Source organism: Nocardia sp. NPDC047038, from assembly GCF_040644075.1.
In the GTDB taxonomy this organism is placed as follows: domain Bacteria; phylum Actinomycetota; class Actinomycetes; order Mycobacteriales; family Mycobacteriaceae; genus Nocardia; species Nocardia sichangensis.
On sequence record NZ_JBEYVQ010000015.1, the window covers coordinates 85,985 to 104,304 of the forward strand.

Sequence of the window (18,320 nt, forward strand, 5' to 3'; positions counted from 1 at the left end):
CCCCGACGCGGCGAGGGCGGTGCGGTGGTGGCGGGCCGGTCGAGCATCTCCGCTACGGTGGCCCCGTGACGTTACGAGTCCTCGCAGACAGTGTCCTGGCCGACGGCGGCGTCAGCGGCGCCGTGCTGGCCTACCTCCCCAGCCCCGCGCGCGGCGTCTGGCAGCTCGGTCCGTTCCCGCTGCGGGCGTATGCCCTGTGCATCATCCTCGGCATCATCGTCGCGATCTGGTGGGGCGAACGGCGCTGGCGCGCTCGCGGCGGCCAGCCCGGCGCGATCCTGGACGTCGCGATGTTCGCGGTGCCGTTCGGCCTGGTCGGCGGCAGGCTCTACCACGTGGCCACCGACTGGCAGAAATACTTCGGCGCGGGCGGCCACCCGGTCGACGCGCTGAAGATCTACCAAGGCGGGCTCGGCATCTGGGGTGCGGTGCTGCTGGGCGGCATCGGAGCGTGGATCGGCTGCCGGGTTTACAAGATCCCGTTGCCCGCTCTGGGTGACGCGGTCGCGCCGCCGATCCTGCTGGCGCAGGCCATCGGCAGGCTCGGCAACTACTTCAACCAAGAGCTCTACGGGCGCGAGACCGACCTGCCGTGGGGCCTGGAGATCTACCGGCGGGTGGGCGACGACGGTCAGCTCGACATGATGAACGGCGCCTCCACCGGCGTGGTCGAAAAGATCGTGCACCCCACCTTCCTGTACGAGCTGCTGTGGAACCTGCTGGTCGTCGTGCTGCTGGTGTACGTGGACCGGCGTTTCCGGATCGGTCACGGACGGCTGTTCGCGCTGTACGTCGCCGGCTACTGCTTCGGACGGTTCTTCGTCGAACTGATGCGCGCCGACGAGGCGACGAAGATCGCGGGCATCCGGATCAACTCGTTCACCTCCGCCCTCGTGTTCCTGGCCGCGATCGCCTACTTCGTGTTCGCCACCAAGGGACGCGAGACGCCCGAGCAGTTGCAACCCGGCACGAGCCCCCGGCCGTGGCCGTGGCAGCTCCGCGCGCTGCGTGCCGCCGCCGCAGCGGCGCCGACCGAGAAGTCCTCGGGTACCGGCGAATTCGAGAAGGCCGGGTCCGCCGCCGACGCAGCCGAGACCGGGACGTCCGCTGCCGAGCTGGGCGGACATCCCGATGGCTCCGAAAACGGTTCGGCGAAAACGAATTCCGGCACGGCCGCGTCGGACAAGGGCTGATCGCCGCCGGTCGCCGCGACGGTCCGATCCGTCGCGGGCGGCCTCGACTCTCCTCTGCGGCAACGATCGGGCGATCCGCCGCGATAACCACTGGTAGCGCCGAACGCTCCGGGGGCGACAACCCGGTCGTTCCCGGTGACAATGACTCGTGATCGTGACGAGCCGCGGTTCGGCGATCCAGTGAGGCCGGGGGCCGACAAGAGGGTGCCCGCACTAATGAGGAGGACATGAGTGACCGACCCTTACCAGCAGAATCCGGGCGCCGGGAGCCCGCAGTACGGCCCGCCGGGCACCGGCCCTGACCTGACCAAGCCGCTGGAGGAACAGAGCCAGCCGCAGTACAGCCCGCCGCCGGACCCTTACGGCCAGCAGCCCCAGTACGGCCAGCCCGTCGGAGCCTACGGCCAGCAGCCCGGTGGCTACCCGGCCGCGCCGTACCCGGTCGGCCCGCAGGGCTACAACCCGAACGACCCGGAGGCGCCCTGGGGCCGCGACCCGTTCGGTGTTCCGCTGTCGGACAAGCAGAAACTGGTCGCGGGCCTGCTGCAGATCTTCCTCGGCAGTTTCGGTGTCGGCCGCTTCTACCTGGGGTACACCGGCCTCGGCATCGCCCAGCTGGTGGTGAGCGTCCTCACCTGCTTCACCGTCGGCTGGATCTGGGGCGTCGTCGACGGAATCCTGATGCTCACCGGCAAGGTACCGGACAGCGACGGTCGCCCGCTGCGCGACTGATCGTGGCATCGGCAGACCACGGAGGCGGGCCCGGGGAGCCCGCCTCCGCGGTGTCGTGCGCCGAGCACAACCGTTCCGCGCATCGTGATCGCGATACTGTCGCCGGCGAAAATCCTGGCGTAACATGACCGGACTCGCGTGCCGTGTGTGGAGCTCCACGCACCGAAGAGAGGGATTCCGTGCGTCGCAAGCTGTTCGCCGCCGTCATGCTCGCCATCGTCGCCGCCACCGGACTGAGCGCGTGCGGTGACAGCGACCCGAATGTGCTGAAGGTCGGCACCGAGGGCACCTACTCCCCGTTCAGTTTCCAGGGCTCCGACGGCAAGCTCACCGGCTACGACGTCGAGGTGATCCAGGCGGTCGGTGCCAAGCTCGGCAAGAAGGTCGAGTTCGTACAGACTCCGTGGGACGCCATCTTCGCGGGCCTGGAATCCAAGCGCTTCGACCTGGTAGCCAACCAGGTGACCGTGAACGACGAGCGCACGGTCAAGTACGCGCTGTCGGCGCCCTACACCACATCGGCGGGCGTGATCGTCACCCGCGCCGACAACAACGCCGTCACCGGTCTCGCCGATCTCAACGGGAAGACCTGCGCGCAGTCGGCCACCAGCAACTGGAGCAAGGTCGCCACCGACGCGGGTGCGAAGGTCGAGGCCGTCGAGGGTTTCGTGCAGGCCATCCAGCTGCTGAAGAACGGCCGCGTGGACGCCACCGTCAACGACAATCTCGCCGTCGCCGAATACACCAAGAAGACCGGCGACACCAGCGTGAAGATCGCGGGCCGGACCGGATCGGTGAGCAAGCAGGCGTTCGCCGCGCGCAAGGGCGACGCGCTGATCACCGACGTGGACAACGCGCTGAACCAGCTGCGCGCCGACGGCACCTTGGCGAAGATCTCCGAGAAGTATTTCGGGACAGACGTCAGCCAGTAGCCGACATCGTTCATGGACGCCGCCACCCGGGACCTCATCTGGCACAACCTGTGGCCGATGCTGCAGGCCACCGTCACCAAGACCCTTCCGCTCACCGCCATCAGCTTCGCCATCGGCCTTGCGCTCGCGTTGTTCGTCGCGCTGGCCAGGATGTCGCCGGTGCGGCCGTTGTCGGCGGCGGCCCGCTTCTACATCTCCCTCATTCGCGGCACACCGCTGCTGGTGCAGCTGTTCATCGTGTTCTACGCGCTGCCGCAGTTCGACATCGTGATCGACCCCTTTCCCGCCGCGGTGATCGCGTTCAGCCTCAATGTCGGCGGGTACGCGGCCGAGGTGGTGCGCGCCGCCATCCTGAGCGTCGCCACGGGGCAATGGGAGGCGGCGCAGGCGCTCGGCATGTCGTACCCGATGATGCTGCGGCTGGTCATCCTGCCGCAGGCCGCGCGCATCGCCGTGCCGCCGCTGTCGAACACCTTGATCTCCTTGGTGAAGGACACCTCACTGGCCTCCACCATCCTGGTGACCGAACTGCTGCGCGTCGCCCAGCTCGCCGCCGCCCCCACTTTCGACTTCTTCGCGCTCTACGGAGTCGCGGCGCTGTACTACTGGGTGATCTGCCTGATCCTCGGGTTCGGGCAGACCCGGCTGGAAACGAGGTTGGCCCGTCATGTCGCTCGCTGAATATCCGTTTGTACCTGCTATGGAGCTGTCGTTCATTTTTTTCACCAAGGATTCACCATGGCCACGGCGGGACCTGCCCACCGAGCGGGACTAGGCTCTACCCGTGATGCGACGGACGAAGATTGTGTGCACGCTCGGACCGGCCACTGCCACCGAGGACCGTATCCGCGAACTCGTCGAGAGCGGCATGGACGTGGCTCGGCTGAACTTCAGCCATGGCGAGCACGCGGACCATGCCGAGAACTACAAGAAGGTGCGTCAGGCCTCCGACCACCTCGGCCGGGCGGTCGGCATTCTCGCCGACCTGCAGGGTCCCAAGATCCGCCTCGGCCGCTTCCTGGAAGGCAAGACCGTCTGGGCGACGGGTGAAGAGGTCCGCATCACCGTCGACGACATCGACGGGACCCACGACCGCGTGTCCACCACCTACAAGGAACTCGCGCAGGACGCCAAGCCCGGCGATCGCCTGCTGGTCGACGACGGCAAGGTCGGCCTCATCGTCACCCGCGTCGATGGCAACGACGTGGTCTGCCGGGTCACCGAGGGTGGGCCGGTCTCCAACAACAAGGGCGTCTCGCTGCCGGGCATGGACGTGTCGGTCCCCGCGCTCTCGGAGAAGGACATCGAGGACTTGGAATTCGCGCTGAAGCTCGGCGTGGACTTCATCGCGCTGTCGTTCGTGCGGTCCCCGTCCGATGTCGAGCTCGTGCACGACGTGATGGACCGGGTGGGCCGCCGGGTGCCGGTGATCGGCAAGCTGGAGAAGCCGGAGGCGATCGACAACCTGGAGGCCGTCGTCCTGGCCTTCGACGCGGTCATGGTCGCGCGCGGCGATCTCGGTGTCGAGCTGCCCCTGGAGCAGGTTCCGATCGTGCAGAAGCGCGCCATCCAGATGGCCCGCGAGAACGCCAAGCCGGTCATCGTCGCCACGCAGATGCTGGAATCGATGATCGAGAACTCCCGCCCCACCCGCGCCGAGGCCTCCGACGTCGCGAACGCGGTGCTCGACGGTGCCGACGCGGTGATGCTGTCGGGCGAGACCTCGGTGGGCAAGTACCCGATCGAGACGGTGCGCACGATGGCGCGCATCGTGCACGCGGTGGAGACCGAGTCGACCCGGGTGCCGCCGTTGACCCACGTGCCGCGCACCAAGCGCGGCGTGATCTCTTACGCCGCCCGCGACATCGGCGAGCGGCTCAACGCCAAGGCGCTGGTCGCGTTCACCCAGTCGGGCGACACGGTGCGCCGCCTGGCCCGCCTGCACACCCCGCTGCCGCTGCTGGCGTTCACGCCGCTGCCGGAGGTCCGCAGCCAGCTGGCGCTTACCTGGGGCACCGAGACCTTCATCGTGCCGACCGTGAGCAGCACCGACGCGATGATCCACCAGGTGGATGTAGCACTTTTGTCGATGGACCGATACCAGAAGGGTGACCTGGTGGTCATCGTCGCCGGGTCGCCGCCCGGTACCGTCGGTTCCACCAACCTGATCCACGTTCACCGAATCGGTGAGGAGGACCATTAGTGAGTGCTTCCCTGAGCAGCCCCGTCGACGTCGCGGACGGCACGCAGCGTTCCGACCTGGATGTGCTGCTTGCCCTGCTCGATCTCGAGCAGATGGACGAGGACGTGTTCGTCGGCCAGCACCCGGAGAAGGTGTGGAGCCGTACCTTCGGCGGTCAGCTCGTCTCGCAGGCGATCATCGCCGCGGGCCGCACGGTCGGCGACCGGCCGGTGCACGCGGTCAACGCGCACTTCGTGCGCGGCGGCGATGTGAAGAAGCCGATCGAGTACCGGGTGGACCGTCATCGCGACGGCCGGGCGTTCGCCAACCGCACGGTCACCGCCAGCCAGGACGGCCAGGAGCTGTTCGTCATGCTCGCCGCGTTCCAGGACTGGGGCAGGGGACTCGAGCACGCGCACGCCCAGCCGGAGGTGCCGGACCCGGAGACACTGCCGCGGGTCGAGGAGAGCTTCGAAGGCTTGGAGGACAAGCTGGAGATGTTCGTCAAGGCGCCGCATCCGATCGACATGCGCTACACCAACGATCCGGCGTGGATCCTGAAGGGCACGGGGGAGCGGCTCAACCACAACCGGGTGTGGATGCGCGCGGACGGCAGGCTGCCCGACGATCCGCTGATCCATGTGGCGACGCTGGGCTACTCGTCCGACACCACGGTGCTGGACTCGATCATCACCACCCACGGGCTGTCGTGGGGTCTGGACCGCATCGTCGCGGCCACGGTCAACCATTCGATCTGGTTCCACCGCCCGTTCCGTTTCGACGAGTGGGCGCTGTACTGCACCGAGTCGCCGGTGGCCGCGGGCTCCCGTGGCCTGGCGACCGGCCGCTTCTACTCCCGCAGCGGCGATCTGCTGGCCACCACGGTGCAAGAGGGACTCATCCGCCACTTCCCCTCGCGGCGCTGAGGTCCGGAGTTACAGCAGTTCGAGATCGCGATCGATGTCGAGATCGACGTCGGTGCGTTGCGATGCGCGGATCGAGACCGGGATATCCGATCCCGGCTCGGTTCGCGCCAGCCCTGAGATGCGCTGCAGCAGTTGGCGTTCCAGTGCGGCCATATGATCGTCGGTCAGCTGGTCGGGTGCGCCGACCAAACTGAGCGCGATCTCGTAGGTGCGGCGGTCGGAGATGCCGCCGGAAGGACTCGCGGGGCAGCGGCTCTCGAGCGCCGCGTGGGCCGGGTCGTCGGCGTCGACCGGCAGGGTGAAGCGCCAGGCGAACACGTCCCGGTCGGTGAGATGGTCATCGACCACCTCTCGCACGGTGTCGACGACGCGTTCGAGAGTTTCCGGTGTCACATAAACATGGAGCGAAACATCCGAAATGCGTTTCGGCATGTCGATTCCTGTCCTGTGTCGAACCAGCAACGGCGGAGAGTGTTGTCGGGCGGGAGTTTAGTGGGTCCGATGCGGAAATGAACACAGCCCGTTGATAACAGGTTCGATACGCGACGGCTGCGTGCGCTGTCGCGTGCGGTTTTCGCCTGCGGTCACCGGGTGCGTTGGGCGGCGAGGAATGTCGCCAGCGGCGCCGGTGCGCCGCCGGGGCGGATCACCAGTCCACGGCGCTCGTCGTGCGGCCAGCGCGGCTGCTCGTGCGGGGCGAGCGCGAGCAGCAGCGGCACCAGCGCCTCGGCGATGCGGTCGCCGACCTCGCAGAACGCCTGGGGGGACAGCCCGACCGGGTCGGCGATGTTCTCCCGGCCGACCAGCGACAGATCGTTGCGGGCCCGGTGTAATTCGGCGACCGTGCGCGCGCCGGTGACGTGCGCGATGCGATGGGCCTCGAGCAGCGTGAAGGTGCGCGCTCCGGCGCCGAAGGCCAGGTCGACCACCTGGTCGCGGATCTGCTCGGTCATCGTGAGCACCAGGTCGGCCTTGTCGACCAGCTCCGGCTTCAGGCGACGTGCCCGGAAGTTGCTCGCGTCGGCGCCGAGCCCGGTGATGGTCTGCGCGGCCAGTGGCTCGACGGGAAATCCCACCAGCGCACGGGTTCCCGCGCTTTCGGCGGTGAGGTAGGGGAGATCGTGTTCGACCGCGAGGGCGCGCGTGAGCCGCTCGGCGATCACCGAACGGCAAACGTTGCCGTTGCAGACGAACAAGACGTGCATACCGATAACGATAAACGGCGCAGAGGCTATCAGAAGGGCATGAGTCGTTAGTCCCACATGTGGGAACAACATATTCATCTGCTCGTAGCGCGCCGTACACGAAGTGCGCCGCTTCCGGCCTCTGGCCTGCGACGTACGTCACTCCGAGGAGTGGTGCTGTTCGATTCTCCTTCTTGCTGTACCCCGGCGCGCAGGCATTCAAACGCTGCATTGTGATTGCTTCGTGATATGACAGCGCGCGCAGGCTACTCGGATTCGCTGCCGTAGTAAACGTTTTCGCTCACCACGGGCTCGACCCCGGCCGGTCTGCCCTGGACTCGACCGCGAGTGGAGAAGCGCTGACCGCGCGAGGCGACCACGGGCGCGAACCGCGCGAGTCCCGTCGCGGGGTCCATGTCGTCGTACATGGCATCGATGCCGCCACGAGCGAAGTACGCCTCGTGCCAGAAGCCGGTGCCGCCGGAGTCGCGCAGGAACTCCCGCCACCAGTCCCGATGTGGCGCCGTCCGGGTCCAGGCTTCGAGGCTCTCGAGATCACGCCAGTACTGCCGTGCGCCCCAATGCGGCGGGAACAGCGCCCACACGAGATCTTCGTGCAGCAGCAACCCGTCTGGACGATCCTTGTGCGAGCGATGGAGTTTCGGCCCCAGCCCGAGCAACCGCAGCATCCCCCGAGGCCGCCGCACCCGCATGCCGATATAGATGACCACCAGATCCGGATACTCCGACAGATCCACGGTGGTCCTGTTCACTCGCATTGCATACCTCCGCTGGCGCCGGATGTCGAATGCCGCCACAGGGACAACGATTCGACACTCGGATCGGTTCGATGAGGACGCATGCTCGCCATCCGCGATATCGCCCCGGCCGTCGAGTACCCATCGTCATCCGCTGGTACACGGTTGGCTGCGACAGTGGCCGGGGCGTGTCGATCACGGCTTCGGCGGGTGTCGGCGGTAGCCATCGCAGTGACCGGTCGGCGTCAGAGTTGCAGTAGCCGGGCGATGGTTCCGCCGAGGACACGTTCCCGCACTTCGCCCGAAGCGGTGACGCGTTCCACCGTGGCGCGGGCCAGGAAGGGGTCGCCGTAGGGGGCGTCCGAGCCGAACAGAGTGCGGTCGGGAAGCTCGTCGATCGCGAGCCGAACAGCGAATATAACGTTGGCGGTGGACAGTTCGAGGTACATGTTCGGGATTTCACGGACCAATTCGATGGCCGACAGCCAGTTGAGCCCGCCCATCTGGCTGATGATCAATGGAACGGTCGAATGCCGGCGTGCGAGGTCCGCCAGAGTTCTCAAGTCCTGGGCCGTGGTCGGGGCGAATCCATGGACCACCACCGGCAGACCCCCGTGGTCGGCGGCGGCTCGCAGAACCGGTTCGATCCGCGCCGCGTTGTCGGGCTGCGGTGTCAGTTCGCCGATGCCGCGCAGGCCTCGGCCGACCACCTCGCGATACACGTACTCGGCGATCTCCGACGCGGGCAGATCGAGCCGCACCGTGCCGAAGCCGATGAAGCGATCGGGATATGCCGCGAGCGCCGCGTCGAGTTCCTGCCACGCCAGGCGGTAGCTGTGGGCGTCTTTCCCGCGCCCGTCGAGGGCGGCGGTCAAAGCGCTCATCTCGTTTCGGAGCGACACGAGATCGGTCGCCCGTTCCGGATGCGGACGTGTGGCGAACAGCACCGCCCGGTCCACTCCCGCTTCGTCCATGAGTTCGATATGAGTCCGCACCGGGTCGTGAACATGGCTGTGCGCGTCGATGATCAAGGGATGCCTCCCGTGGCGTTCGAGGAATAGGGCCGCGGGTGCAGTGTTGAAGGTTGACGCGGTGCAAGGTCAAGAGATCGGGAGTGACGTCGCATGTTGATCGGAGAATTGGCCGAACGCACCGGCGCCAGCGAACGTCAGCTGCGCTACTACGAGCACGCCGGTTTGCTCACACCGCAGCGGCAGGCCAATGGCTACCGCGACTACGACCGCACCGCGGAACAGACCGTCCGGCAGATCCGGGCCCTACTGGCCGCGGGCCTGTCGACGCGCTTGGTTCGACAAGTGCTGCCCTGCGCTCTGGACGAGGGCTCCCTGCGCCCTTGCCCCGGGGTGCTGGAGAAGCTACGCACCCAGCTGGTCCGGCTCGATCACCGTGCGACCGACCTGGCGCAGGCCCGGGAAACCCTTCGCGAGGTGATCAGAACCGCCGAAGACGCCGAAGCACGGCAACCACGGCCGAAGCTGCGGCAGCCGACGACGCCGGACGTTTAGGCGGAGGCGTGGCCGTGGCATCACGTGGTGTGGCACCGCGCTTGCGCTCGGCGGGGGCCGCGTGACGGGATCAGGGAGTGGCAATTGTAGAGATCGCGTTCCACCTTGGTGCCGAGTGTGGGACTCGAACCCACACGTCCTTTCGGACAACGGTTTTTGAGACCGTCGCGTCTGCCAGTTCCGCCAACTCGGCGCACCGGGTGGAACTATAGCGGGTCGGGTGGCGTGGACGGAAATGGGTTGGCCCGAACGGCGCGGAGGCGCGGTTTGCGCAGGGTATATGCGTTCTATGCCGAAGTGAAAGGTACTCTTTACATCACTCGACAGCCCGAAGGATGGCCGGAGCTCGCCCCGTGCGAGCGCGGCTTTCCTTTGGTTGGGTCGGGTACAGGGCATCGGAACCAGAGGGGTCTACCTATGAGCACAGCAGCTGGGGGCGCCGGCACCAAGAAGGACGCCGGGGCGAAGCGGGTCGTCGTCGCCGAGGACGAGGCGCTCATTCGCATGGATCTGGTCGAGATGCTGACCGAAGAGGGCTATCAGGTGGTCGGCGAGGCGGGTGACGGCCAGCAGGCAGTGGACCTCGCCGTCGAGCACCGGCCCGATCTGGTCATCATGGACGTGAAGATGCCGCGCCGTGACGGGATCGACGCGGCGGCGGAGATCGCGTCGAAACGCGTTGCCCCGGTGGTCATCCTGACCGCGTTCAGCCAGCGCGATCTGGTGGAGCGGGCCCGTGACGCGGGTGCGATGGCCTACCTGGTGAAGCCGTTCACGAAATCGGATCTGGTGCCCGCCATCGAATTGGCCGCCAGTCGCTTCCACGAGATCACCGCGCTGGAGAGCGAGGTCGCGAATCTCGCCGAGCGACTCGAGACGCGCAAACTGGTGGAGCGTGCCAAGGGTGTGCTGATGCAGACGCAGGGCCTTTCGGAGCCGCAGGCGTTCAAGTGGATTCAGCGCACCGCAATGGACCGCCGCACGACGATGAAGGCGGTCGCCGAGGTAGTGCTGGAGAACCTGACACCGAAGTGACGGCGCCGTTCGCGGGAAAATTTACGCGAACGAAACGTAGTCGTGAACAAGAATTCGAAACGATGTCGCGCGCATGATCCGAATGTGATGCGGAACTAACGTACCGACGCTATGTTCTGACCGGGCTGATGTGAGTCGGCCTCCTCGGCGATCCCGGGGGAGCACAGAACTTAGATGAGGTGAAACGTGCTTAGTTCGACATGGCGCAGTCGCTCGACGCGAGCTGTTCTGGCCGTCGGCGCCGCCGCCGCGCTGGTGCTGACGGGTTGTAGCGACAAATCCACCAGCAGCGGTTCGGATTCCTCGGGTACCAGCGGGGCGGGCGGCCTCTCCATCCAGCCGGTTCTGCAGGTCGACCAGCAGGGCAAGGAAGTGCCGAAGGCCGACGCGGCCACGGCGGCCGATCCCGCGGGCGACGGCAAGGCGACCTGCGCGCCGGGCACGGCCATCGCGATGGCGGGCGCGCTGACCGGCCCCGACGCCGCGCTCGGCATCAACATCGTCAACGGCGTCAAGCTGGCCCTGGACAAGCACAACAAGGCCAACCCCGGCTGCAAGATCGAGCTCAAGCAGTTCGACACCGAGGGCGACCCGCAGAAGGCCACCCAGGTGATCCCGCAGATCGTCAACGACCGCTCGATCATCGGCCTGGTCGGTCCCGCCTTCTCCGGTGAGACGAAGGCGACCGGCAAGATCCTCAGCGACGCGGGCCTGGTCTCGGTCACTTCGTCGGCGACCAACGCGACGCTGACCCAGAACGGCTGGACCACCTTCTTCCGCGGTCTGGCCAACGACGACGTTCAGGGTCCCTCGGTGGCGAAGTACCTGGTCAACAGTGCCGGCTACAAGAAGGTCTGCGTCATCCAGGACAACACCGACTACGGCACCGGCCTGGCGAAGTCCATCACCGAAGGCCTCGGCGCCGCCGCCGACCCGGCGTGCGCGGCCAGCATCAAGAAGGGCGACAAGGACTTCTCCGCGACGGTCACCAAGGTGGCGGCGGCGAATCCGGACGCCATCTTCTACTCCGGCTACTACTCCGAGGCCGCGCCGCTGGCCCAGCAGTTGAAGTCCGGTGGCGTGAAGGCGGTCTTCGTCTCCGCCGACGGCACCAACGACCCGCAGTTCGTCGCCCAGGCGGGCAGCGCGGCCAAGGGCGCGAAGCTGTCGTGCCCGTGCGGTCCGGCCCCGGAGAAGTTCGCCAAGGACTACGAGGCGCTCAACGGTCAGGCGCCGGGCGTCTACTCGGTCGAGGCCTACGACCTGACCACGATCCTGGCCAAGGGCATCGACGGCGGGAAGGTCACCCGCCCGGACCTGCTCGACTATGTGCGGACGTACGACGGTGCCGGCCTCGCGCGTCAGTACAAGTGGAACCCGAACGGTGAACTGTCGAACGCGCTGATCTGGGTGTACGAGGTCAAGTAGCCCCGGATCCCGGGCGCACGGCACGTACGGGGGATTCGGACGAATCCCCGTACGTGCCGTTGTTCGGTGGGCGAATGGATGAGGGCAGAAATAAATGAAACAAACGGCATTGGCCGCCGGGGTACAACTCGCGGCCGGCTCGGTCGACTTCAACTACGAGGGGCTGATCGATAATTTCTGGCGGCTGACCGTCGACGGCGTGACCTATGGCGCCATCTATGCCTTGGTCGCCGTGGGCTACACCTTGGTGTACGGCGTATTGCGGCTGATCAATTTCGCCCATTCGGAAATTTTCATGCTCGGGTTGTTCGGCCAGTTGATCGGATTGATGATCTTCGGATTCACGGCAGGCCCCGACGCCTACACCCAGGGCGTGGCGCTCACGGTCGTGTACCTGGGCTTGGCGATGGTGGTGGGCATGCTCGTATCCGGAGGCGCGGCCGTCGGATTGGAGCGGGTGGCCTATCGTCCGCTGCGCAAGCGCGGCGCCAAACCGCTGGCCTTCCTGATCACCGCGATCGGCATGTCGTTCGTCCTCCAGGAACTGGTGCACTTCGTGCTGCCGAAGATCCGCCCCGATCTCGGCGGCACCAACGCGCAGCAGGCCATCCGGCTCGTCGAGCCCACCGTGCAGTTCAGTTTCGGCGGCGCGGACGTCACCAACATCATGCTGCTCATCGTGATCGCGGCCGTGGCGCTGGCGATCGTCACCGAAGTCCTGATCAACCGGACCAAGTTCGGGCGCGGTATCCGCGCCGTGGCGCAGGATCCCGACACCGCGACGCTGATGGGCGTTTCGCGGGAGCGGGTCATCATGCTGACCTTCCTCATCGGCGGTGTGCTCGCGGGCGCGGCGGCGATGCTGTACACGCTGAAGATCCCGAACGGGATCATCTACTCCGGCGGATTCATCCTCGGTATCAAGGCGTTCAGCGCCGCGGTGCTCGGCGGCATCGGCAACCTGCGCGGCGCGCTGCTGGGCGGTCTGGTGCTCGGCGTGGTGGAGCAGTACGGCCAGATGCTGTTCGGCACCGAGTGGCGTGACGTGGTCGCGTTCGTGGTGCTCGTTCTGGTGCTGATGGTTCGCCCGACGGGCATCCTCGGCGAGAGTCTCGGAAGGGCGCGCGCATGACCGACACGACCACGACGGCGGCCACGCCGGACCCCGCGCGCCGCGGCCTCGGGGACGCGATCCGGACCTGGTGGGACGGCTTGAGCAGGCCCGCGCAGTGGGGCGTCGGCGTCCCGATCCTGCTCCTGCTCGCCTTGCTCCCGCTGTTCCCGCCGCCGCTGCTGAACACCCCTTCCTACAATTTCGGCCTGGTGATGGCGCAGGTCGCGATGTACGCGCTGCTGGCCATCGGCCTCAATGTCGTGGTCGGGCAGGCGGGCCTGCTCGATCTCGGCTACGTCGGCTTCTACGCGGTCGGCGCCTACACCGTCGGCCTGCTCACCAGCCCCAACAGCCCGTGGAACCAGACCGACGGCGGCTGGCTCGATCCGAAATGGGCCTGGCTGGCGTGCCTGCCGATCGCGGTCGCGGTGACCGCGGTGTCCGGTCTGATCCTCGGTTCGCCGACGCTGCGCCTGCGCGGCGACTACCTGGCGATCGTGACGCTTGGCTTCGGTGAGATCGTCCGGTTGCTCGCGGAGAACCTCACCGAGATCACCAACGGCAGCCTCGGCCTGTCGGGTGTCGCGTACCCGCACGTCGGCGAGTCCGCGAGCAGACCGGAAGGCGTGTTCTCCGGCGGCAACAGCGGCAACCCGGACAGCGCCGACCTGCTCGACCGCGCCGGCTACGGCACCTATTGGTACTGGCTCGGCATGGTGCTGGTGGTGATCGTGCTGCTCTTGGTCGGGAACCTGGAGCGCAGCCGCGTCGGCCGCGCTTGGGTCGCCATCCGCGAGGACGAGGACGCGGCCGAGATCATGGGCGTGCCGACGTTCAAGTTCAAGCTGTGGGCGTTCATGATCGGCGCCGCGGTGGGCGGCATGTCCGGCGCGATCTACGCCGGACAGGTGCAGTTCATCAATCCCACCGGGTTCAACATCATCAACTCGATGCTGTTCCTGTGCGCGGTGGTCATCGGCGGGCAGGGCAACAAGCTCGGGGTGATCTTCGGCGCGTTCGTGATCGCCTATCTGCCCGCAAGGTTGCAGTCGGTGAACCTGGTGAGCAACGAGTCGACCGGGTACGTCCTGCTGGCGATCGATGTCGCGGTGTTCGTCGCGCTGATCGTCGCGTGGCGGCTGTGGTCGGGCCGGCTGAGCGTATGGCCGCGGCGCGGCGTGATCACCGCGATGGTGGTGACCGGCGTGCTGGCATTGCTGCTGCTCGGCAGTGTGCTGCTGTTCCGCAAGGGCGGCGCGCAGTCGCTGGGCGACCTCAAATATCTGTACTTCGGCATCGCGTTGGTGGTGATGATGATTCTGCGTCCGCAGGGTCTGTTCCCGGTGCGGCAGAAGCTGCTCACCTACGGCAGGCAGGTGTACCAGGCCGTGCGCAGACCGGCCCCCGTCGAGCCGATCGGAGCGGGCCGATGACCGGGCCGGGTGCGGGCGACGCGCTGTTCGACAACGAGGACATGGCCGCGGGCTACGCTGCCGAGCCACAGGCCGAGTCCGCGGGCACGGTCGACGTCACCCAGGTGATCCCGGAACTCGCCGACGCGGAGACCGTGGCGGAAGTGGTCGCCCCGCGCCGCGAGATCGAGACCGCGGTGGGTGCGCCGCTGCTGCGGACCGAGGGCCTAACGGTGCAGTTCGGCGGGCTCACCGCGCTGGACCAGGTGAGCTTCGAGATCCGCCGCGGCGAGATCCTCGGTCTCATCGGACCCAACGGCGCCGGCAAGACCACGTGCTTCAACGCGATCACCGGCGTCTACCAACCCGCCTCCGGACTGGTCTACTTCGACGGCAAACCGCTGACCAAGACCAAACGCAACGCGATCACTCGCCTCGGCATCGCCCGCACGTTCCAGAACGTGCGCCTTTTTGGTGAGATGACCGCGCTGGAGAACGTCGTGGTCGGCACCGACGCGCGGCACAAGACGTCGGTGCCGGGCGCGGTGTTCCGGACGCCGCGGCATCGGCGCGAGGAACGCGACGCCATCGAGCGCGGTATGGCGCTGCTGGAGTTCGTCGGGATCGCTCCGCGCGCGGTGGAGAAGGCGCGCAACCTGTCCTACGGCGACCAGCGTCGCCTGGAGATCGCCCGCGCGCTGGCCACCGAGCCGAAGCTGCTGTGCCTGGACGAGCCAGCGGCCGGGTTCAATCCGAGCGAGAAGTCCGCGCTCATGGACCTGATCCGCAAGATCCGCGACGACGGGTTCACCGTGCTGCTCATCGAGCACGACATGCGGCTGGTGATGGGCGTGACCGACCGGATCGTGGTGCTGGAGTTCGGCCGCAAGATCGCCGACGGGCTCCCCGGGGACATCAAGGACGACCCCGCCGTGATCGCCGCGTATCTCGGCGTGCCGGACGCCGAAGCGGTCGAAACCGGCTCCGCCACAGGCGAAGACGGCGCGTCCGGGGATGTCGCGCCGTCCGGGCCCGAGCCGGAGGCGGTGCCGCTCGCCAAGGCCGCGGCCACCGAGCCGGTGGCGGAGACGGCACGCGAGACCGCAGCGGGCACACCGCTGCTCGAAGTCGAGGGCATGGTCGTCAACTACGGCAGGATCCAAGCGCTGCACGGGATCTCGCTGACCGTCGCGGAGGGCGAGCTGGTCACCCTGCTCGGCGCCAACGGCGCGGGCAAGACGACCACGATGCGCGCGATGTCGGGACTGCTGCCGTTGACGCGTGGCCGGATCCTGTTCGAGGGTCGCGACATCACCCAGATGAAGGCGCACGAGCGGGTGCTGCACGGGTTGATCCAAGCGCCGGAGGGCCGGGGCGTCTTCCCCGGCATGACGGTGCAGGAAAACCTCGACATGGGTTGCTACGGAAGAGGTTTCAAGCAGAAGGCCGAGTACGACCGGACCTTGGAGTGGGTGTTCGAGCTCTTTCCCCGGTTGCTGGAGCGGCGCAAGCAGGTCGGCGGCACGCTCTCCGGCGGTGAGCAGCAGATGCTGGCCATCGCCCGCGCGCTGATGGCGCGGCCGCGGCTGCTGCTGCTCGACGAACCGTCGATGGGGTTGGCGCCCATGGTGATCCAGCAGATCTTCCGGATCATCGGCGAGATCAACCAGCAGGGCACCACGGTGCTGCTGGTGGAGCAGAACGCGCAGCAGGCGCTGGCCCGCAGCGACCGCGCCTACATCATGGAGACCGGTGAGGTCACCAAGACCGGCCGCGGCGCGGAATTGCTCACCGATCCCGCGGTGAAATCGGCGTATCTCGGCGTGGGCTAGGCGTACCTCCGCCTTCGCTGCGGCCATGCGCGGGCTGAGGACGGACTTCGTCCGGCTGCGCCGTTTAGGCGTACCTCCGCCTTCGCTGCGGCCATGCGCGGGCTGAGGACGGACTACGTCCGACTGCGCCGTTTAGGCGTACCTCCGCCTTCGCTGCGGCCATGCGCGGGCTGAGGACGGACTACGTGCGACTGCGCCGATTATGCGTACCTTCGCCTTCGCTGGGGCGGCTTCGCCTGGCTCGCCGCAGACTCCGGTGCCGCGCGGCCTGGCTCGAGGCATGATCGTGACCATGGATGGTCACGACGAGCTGATGAGCTTGGCCGAGCGGTACTGGGACAGCGTCCTCGAGGCGGCGCCGAGCGAGGCGACCCTGCTCGGCGACCGCCGCTTCGACGATCGGATCGAGGATCTGTCCGTCGACGCCGAACAGCGGTTGCTGTCGACCTGGCGCGATCTGCTGCGCGCGGTCGACGCGCTCGACGCCGAGGGGTTGAGCCAGGGCGACCGCATCACCCGCAGCTTGCTGCGCACCGAATTGAACGGTGCGGTCGAGCATCTGGAGTGGCGGCCGCTGGAACTGGCCTCCGACCAGATGAACGGCGTGCACGCGGGCGTGCTGATGGTGGCGCCGCAGACGAACGCGCCGCGGCCGGAGCACGCGCTGGCGCTGGTACGCCGCTACCGCCAGTTCGGGGACATGCTCGGCCAGGCCGTGGAGCGGTTCCGCGCGGGACTGGCCGCGGGCCGCACGCCCGCCCGGATCGCCATCGAGCGCTCGCTCAATCAGCTGGACGGCTACCTGGATTCCGACGTGGCCGCCGATCCGTTCGTCACCTTCGCCGGTCCGGAGGGCTGGGACGGCGAGGCCGCATGGCGCTCCGAATTGACCGAGGTGACGCGGGATGTCATCCGGCCTGCGTTCCAGGTCTACCGCGACGCGCTGTACGACGAACTGCTGCCCGCCGCGCGTCCCGACGACCAGCCGGGCCTGTGCTGGCTCGGCGCCGACGGCGAGGACATCTACCGGCGGCTGCTGCGCCACCACACCACGTTGCCCGATCTCGGCGCCGACGAGATCCACGAACTCGGCCTCGCCGAGCTGGCGAAGCTGCGCGAGGAATACGCGACGGTGGGCGCGCGCCTGTTCGGCACCGGCGATCTCGGTGCGATCTTCGGTCGGCTGCGCGACGATCCCGCGCTGCGCTACGACGACGCCGAGCAGATCATGTTCGACGCCCGCCGCGCCCTGGCCGTGGCGACCGCCGAAATGGGGAACTGGTTCGGGCGCCTGCCGAAGGAGTCCTGCGACATCGTCCCGGTGCCGGAGTTCCTGGCCGCGGATTCGCCTGCGGCGTATTACTTCCCGCCGGCCGCCGACGGGTCCAGGCCGGGCACGTACTTCGTCAACCAGCACCATCCCACCGGCCGTGGGCGCTTCGAGACCGCGTCGGTGGCCTACCACGAGGCGATCCCCGGTCATCATCTGCAACTCACCATCGCCAACGAACTCGATCACCTGCCGCGTTTCCAGCGCCAGTCCTTCGCCAACACCGCCTTCGTCGAGGGCTGGGCGCTCTACACCGAGCGGCTTGCCGACGAGATGGGTTTGTACGAGGACGATCTCGGCCGCCTGGGCATGCTGGCGGGCGATTCCTGGCGCTCCTGCCGGTTGGTGGTCGACACCGGCCTGCACGCGAAAGGTTGGAGCAGGCAGCAGGCCATCGACTTCATGGTGGCCAACGCGCCGGTCGGGCTGGCCGAGATCACCGTGGAGGTGGACCGCTACATCGCGATGCCGGGGCAGGCGGTCGGCTACAAGATCGGTCAGCTGGAAATCCTGCGCCAGCGGGTGGCGGCCACCGAGCGGCTCGGCGCGGACTTCGACATCAAGGCCTTCCACGACGTGGTGCTCGGCTCCGGATCGGTGAGTCTGCCGGTGCTGCGGGAACTGGCGGGCACACTCTGACGGCGCGGGGCGCGACCGGTACTCGCGCCCCGCGGACCGGAATCCGGTCCCGGCGGCTCCGGCTGCCGGGTGTCGGCGTATCGCCTTGTCGGTGCCG

At 67.6% G+C, this 18,320-nt stretch carries 17 protein-coding genes, 1 tRNA gene and 1 pseudogene; 14 read left to right on the forward strand and 5 right to left on the reverse strand.

Going from position 1 to position 18,320, the window contains the following annotated elements; genetic code table 11:
* Window positions 1–65 precede the first annotated feature (65 nt).
* From lgt to ABZ824_RS32460, 6 genes are all read left to right on the forward strand, one after another.
* Window positions 66–1,193, forward strand: a complete 1,128-nt coding sequence (lgt, locus tag ABZ824_RS32435) for a prolipoprotein diacylglyceryl transferase (protein WP_356967811.1) — start codon at window positions 66–68, stop codon at window positions 1,191–1,193.
* A gap of 231 nt (window positions 1,194–1,424) precedes the next feature.
* A complete protein-coding gene (locus ABZ824_RS32440; protein ID WP_356967812.1) occupies window positions 1,425–1,925 on the forward strand; it encodes an NINE protein in 501 nt (166 codons plus the stop codon).
* A gap of 206 nt (window positions 1,926–2,131) precedes the next feature.
* The gene (locus ABZ824_RS32445) at window positions 2,132–2,857 is read left to right on the forward strand and encodes an amino acid ABC transporter substrate-binding protein (RefSeq protein ID WP_356967892.1); all 726 of its coding nucleotides are present in this window, start codon (window positions 2,132–2,134) and stop codon (window positions 2,855–2,857) included.
* A gap of 12 nt (window positions 2,858–2,869) precedes the next feature.
* The gene (locus ABZ824_RS32450) at window positions 2,870–3,538 is read left to right on the forward strand and encodes an amino acid ABC transporter permease (protein WP_355078255.1); all 669 of its coding nucleotides are present in this window, start codon (window positions 2,870–2,872) and stop codon (window positions 3,536–3,538) included.
* Window positions 3,539–3,641: 103 nt separating this feature from the next.
* Window positions 3,642–5,060 (forward strand): pyruvate kinase, encoded by a 1,419-nt coding sequence (gene pyk / locus ABZ824_RS32455; protein ID WP_355078254.1) that lies wholly within the window; start codon window positions 3,642–3,644, stop codon window positions 5,058–5,060.
* Between the two features lie 92 nt (window positions 5,061–5,152).
* Window positions 5,153–5,965, forward strand: coding sequence for an acyl-CoA thioesterase II (locus ABZ824_RS32460; RefSeq protein WP_355078346.1), 813 nt, complete (start codon window positions 5,153–5,155; stop codon window positions 5,963–5,965).
* A gap of 9 nt (window positions 5,966–5,974) precedes the next feature.
* Here the strand turns inward: ABZ824_RS32460 and ABZ824_RS32465 are convergent, their stop codons facing one another.
* The 4 genes from ABZ824_RS32465 to ABZ824_RS32480 all read right to left on the reverse strand — a co-directional run bounded on the left by ABZ824_RS32465 (window position 5,975) and on the right by ABZ824_RS32480 (window position 8,938).
* A complete protein-coding gene (locus tag ABZ824_RS32465) occupies window positions 5,975–6,397 on the reverse strand; it encodes a hypothetical protein (protein ID WP_356967814.1) in 423 nt (140 codons plus the stop codon).
* Window positions 6,398–6,549: 152 nt separating this feature from the next.
* Window positions 6,550–7,170, reverse strand: a complete 621-nt coding sequence (locus ABZ824_RS32470) for a low molecular weight phosphatase family protein (protein WP_355078252.1) — start codon at window positions 7,168–7,170, stop codon at window positions 6,550–6,552.
* Window positions 7,171–7,415: 245 nt separating this feature from the next.
* Complete coding sequence (locus tag ABZ824_RS32475) at window positions 7,416–7,928, reverse strand: DUF4188 domain-containing protein (protein WP_356967816.1); 513 nt, start codon at window positions 7,926–7,928, stop codon at window positions 7,416–7,418.
* A 224-nt stretch (window positions 7,929–8,152) separates the two neighbouring features.
* Window positions 8,153–8,938 (reverse strand): amidohydrolase family protein, encoded by a 786-nt coding sequence (locus tag ABZ824_RS32480; RefSeq protein WP_356967818.1) that lies wholly within the window; start codon window positions 8,936–8,938, stop codon window positions 8,153–8,155.
* A 93-nt stretch (window positions 8,939–9,031) separates the two neighbouring features.
* Here ABZ824_RS32480 and ABZ824_RS32485 point away from each other — a divergent pair, with 93 nt between their 5' ends.
* A complete protein-coding gene (locus tag ABZ824_RS32485; RefSeq protein WP_355078249.1) occupies window positions 9,032–9,433 on the forward strand; it encodes a MerR family transcriptional regulator in 402 nt (133 codons plus the stop codon).
* 106 nt (window positions 9,434–9,539) lie between these two features.
* Here ABZ824_RS32485 and ABZ824_RS32490 read toward each other — a convergent pair.
* A tRNA-Leu gene (locus tag ABZ824_RS32490) sits at window positions 9,540–9,626 on the reverse strand.
* Between the two features lie 224 nt (window positions 9,627–9,850).
* Between ABZ824_RS32490 and ABZ824_RS32495 the strand changes: the two genes are divergently transcribed.
* The 7 genes and pseudogenes from ABZ824_RS32495 (at window position 9,851) to ABZ824_RS32525 (ending at window position 18,223) form a co-directional block, all read left to right on the forward strand.
* Window positions 9,851–10,468, forward strand: coding sequence for an ANTAR domain-containing response regulator (locus ABZ824_RS32495; protein ID WP_039797267.1), 618 nt, complete (start codon window positions 9,851–9,853; stop codon window positions 10,466–10,468).
* Between the two features lie 228 nt (window positions 10,469–10,696).
* Window positions 10,697–11,896, forward strand: a complete 1,200-nt coding sequence (locus ABZ824_RS32500) for a branched-chain amino acid ABC transporter substrate-binding protein (RefSeq protein ID WP_355078345.1) — start codon at window positions 10,697–10,699, stop codon at window positions 11,894–11,896.
* Between the two features lie 94 nt (window positions 11,897–11,990).
* Complete coding sequence (locus ABZ824_RS32505) at window positions 11,991–13,028, forward strand: branched-chain amino acid ABC transporter permease (protein ID WP_355078248.1); 1,038 nt, start codon at window positions 11,991–11,993, stop codon at window positions 13,026–13,028.
* Window positions 13,025–14,443: a branched-chain amino acid ABC transporter permease gene (locus tag ABZ824_RS32510; RefSeq protein WP_356967821.1), complete on the forward strand. Its 1,419-nt coding sequence runs from the start codon at window positions 13,025–13,027 to the stop codon at window positions 14,441–14,443. The genes ABZ824_RS32505 and ABZ824_RS32510 overlap by 4 nt, the downstream gene beginning before the upstream one ends.
* Window positions 14,440–15,384, forward strand: a pseudogene (locus ABZ824_RS32515) (ABC transporter ATP-binding protein); the annotation flags it as partial. The gene ABZ824_RS32510 and the pseudogene ABZ824_RS32515, both read left to right, overlap by 4 nt.
* 174 nt (window positions 15,385–15,558) lie before the next feature.
* Window positions 15,559–16,254, forward strand: coding sequence for an ABC transporter ATP-binding protein (locus ABZ824_RS32520; RefSeq protein WP_245562527.1), 696 nt, complete (start codon window positions 15,559–15,561; stop codon window positions 16,252–16,254).
* A gap of 292 nt (window positions 16,255–16,546) precedes the next feature.
* A complete protein-coding gene (locus ABZ824_RS32525) occupies window positions 16,547–18,223 on the forward strand; it encodes a DUF885 domain-containing protein (protein WP_356967823.1) in 1,677 nt (558 codons plus the stop codon).
* Window positions 18,224–18,320 lie beyond the last annotated feature (97 nt).

Excerpts from the sequence above, each read along its gene's own strand:
- ABZ824_RS32445 (WP_356967892.1), top strand. The coding sequence starts at position 2,132 with ATGCTCGCCATCGTCGCCGCCACCGGACTGAGCGCGTGCGGTGACAGC.
- ABZ824_RS32450 (WP_355078255.1), top strand. The coding sequence starts at position 2,870 with ATGGACGCCGCCACCCGGGACCTCATCTGGCACAACCTGTGGCCGATG.
- ABZ824_RS32460 (WP_355078346.1), top strand. The coding sequence starts at position 5,153 with ATGGACGAGGACGTGTTCGTCGGCCAGCACCCGGAGAAGGTGTGGAGC.
- ABZ824_RS32465 (WP_356967814.1), bottom strand. The coding sequence starts at position 6,397 with ATGCCGAAACGCATTTCGGATGTTTCGCTCCATGTTTATGTGACACCG.
- ABZ824_RS32470 (WP_355078252.1), bottom strand. The coding sequence starts at position 7,170 with ATGCACGTCTTGTTCGTCTGCAACGGCAACGTTTGCCGTTCGGTGATC.
- ABZ824_RS32475 (WP_356967816.1), bottom strand. The coding sequence starts at position 7,928 with ATGCGAGTGAACAGGACCACCGTGGATCTGTCGGAGTATCCGGATCTG.
- ABZ824_RS32485 (WP_355078249.1), top strand. The coding sequence starts at position 9,032 with ATGTTGATCGGAGAATTGGCCGAACGCACCGGCGCCAGCGAACGTCAG.
- ABZ824_RS32495 (WP_039797267.1), top strand. The coding sequence starts at position 9,851 with ATGAGCACAGCAGCTGGGGGCGCCGGCACCAAGAAGGACGCCGGGGCG.
- ABZ824_RS32505 (WP_355078248.1), top strand. The coding sequence starts at position 11,991 with ATGAAACAAACGGCATTGGCCGCCGGGGTACAACTCGCGGCCGGCTCG.
- ABZ824_RS32510 (WP_356967821.1), top strand. The coding sequence starts at position 13,025 with ATGACCGACACGACCACGACGGCGGCCACGCCGGACCCCGCGCGCCGC.
- ABZ824_RS32520 (WP_245562527.1), top strand. The coding sequence starts at position 15,559 with ATGGTCGTCAACTACGGCAGGATCCAAGCGCTGCACGGGATCTCGCTG.
- ABZ824_RS32525 (WP_356967823.1), top strand. The coding sequence starts at position 16,547 with ATGGATGGTCACGACGAGCTGATGAGCTTGGCCGAGCGGTACTGGGAC.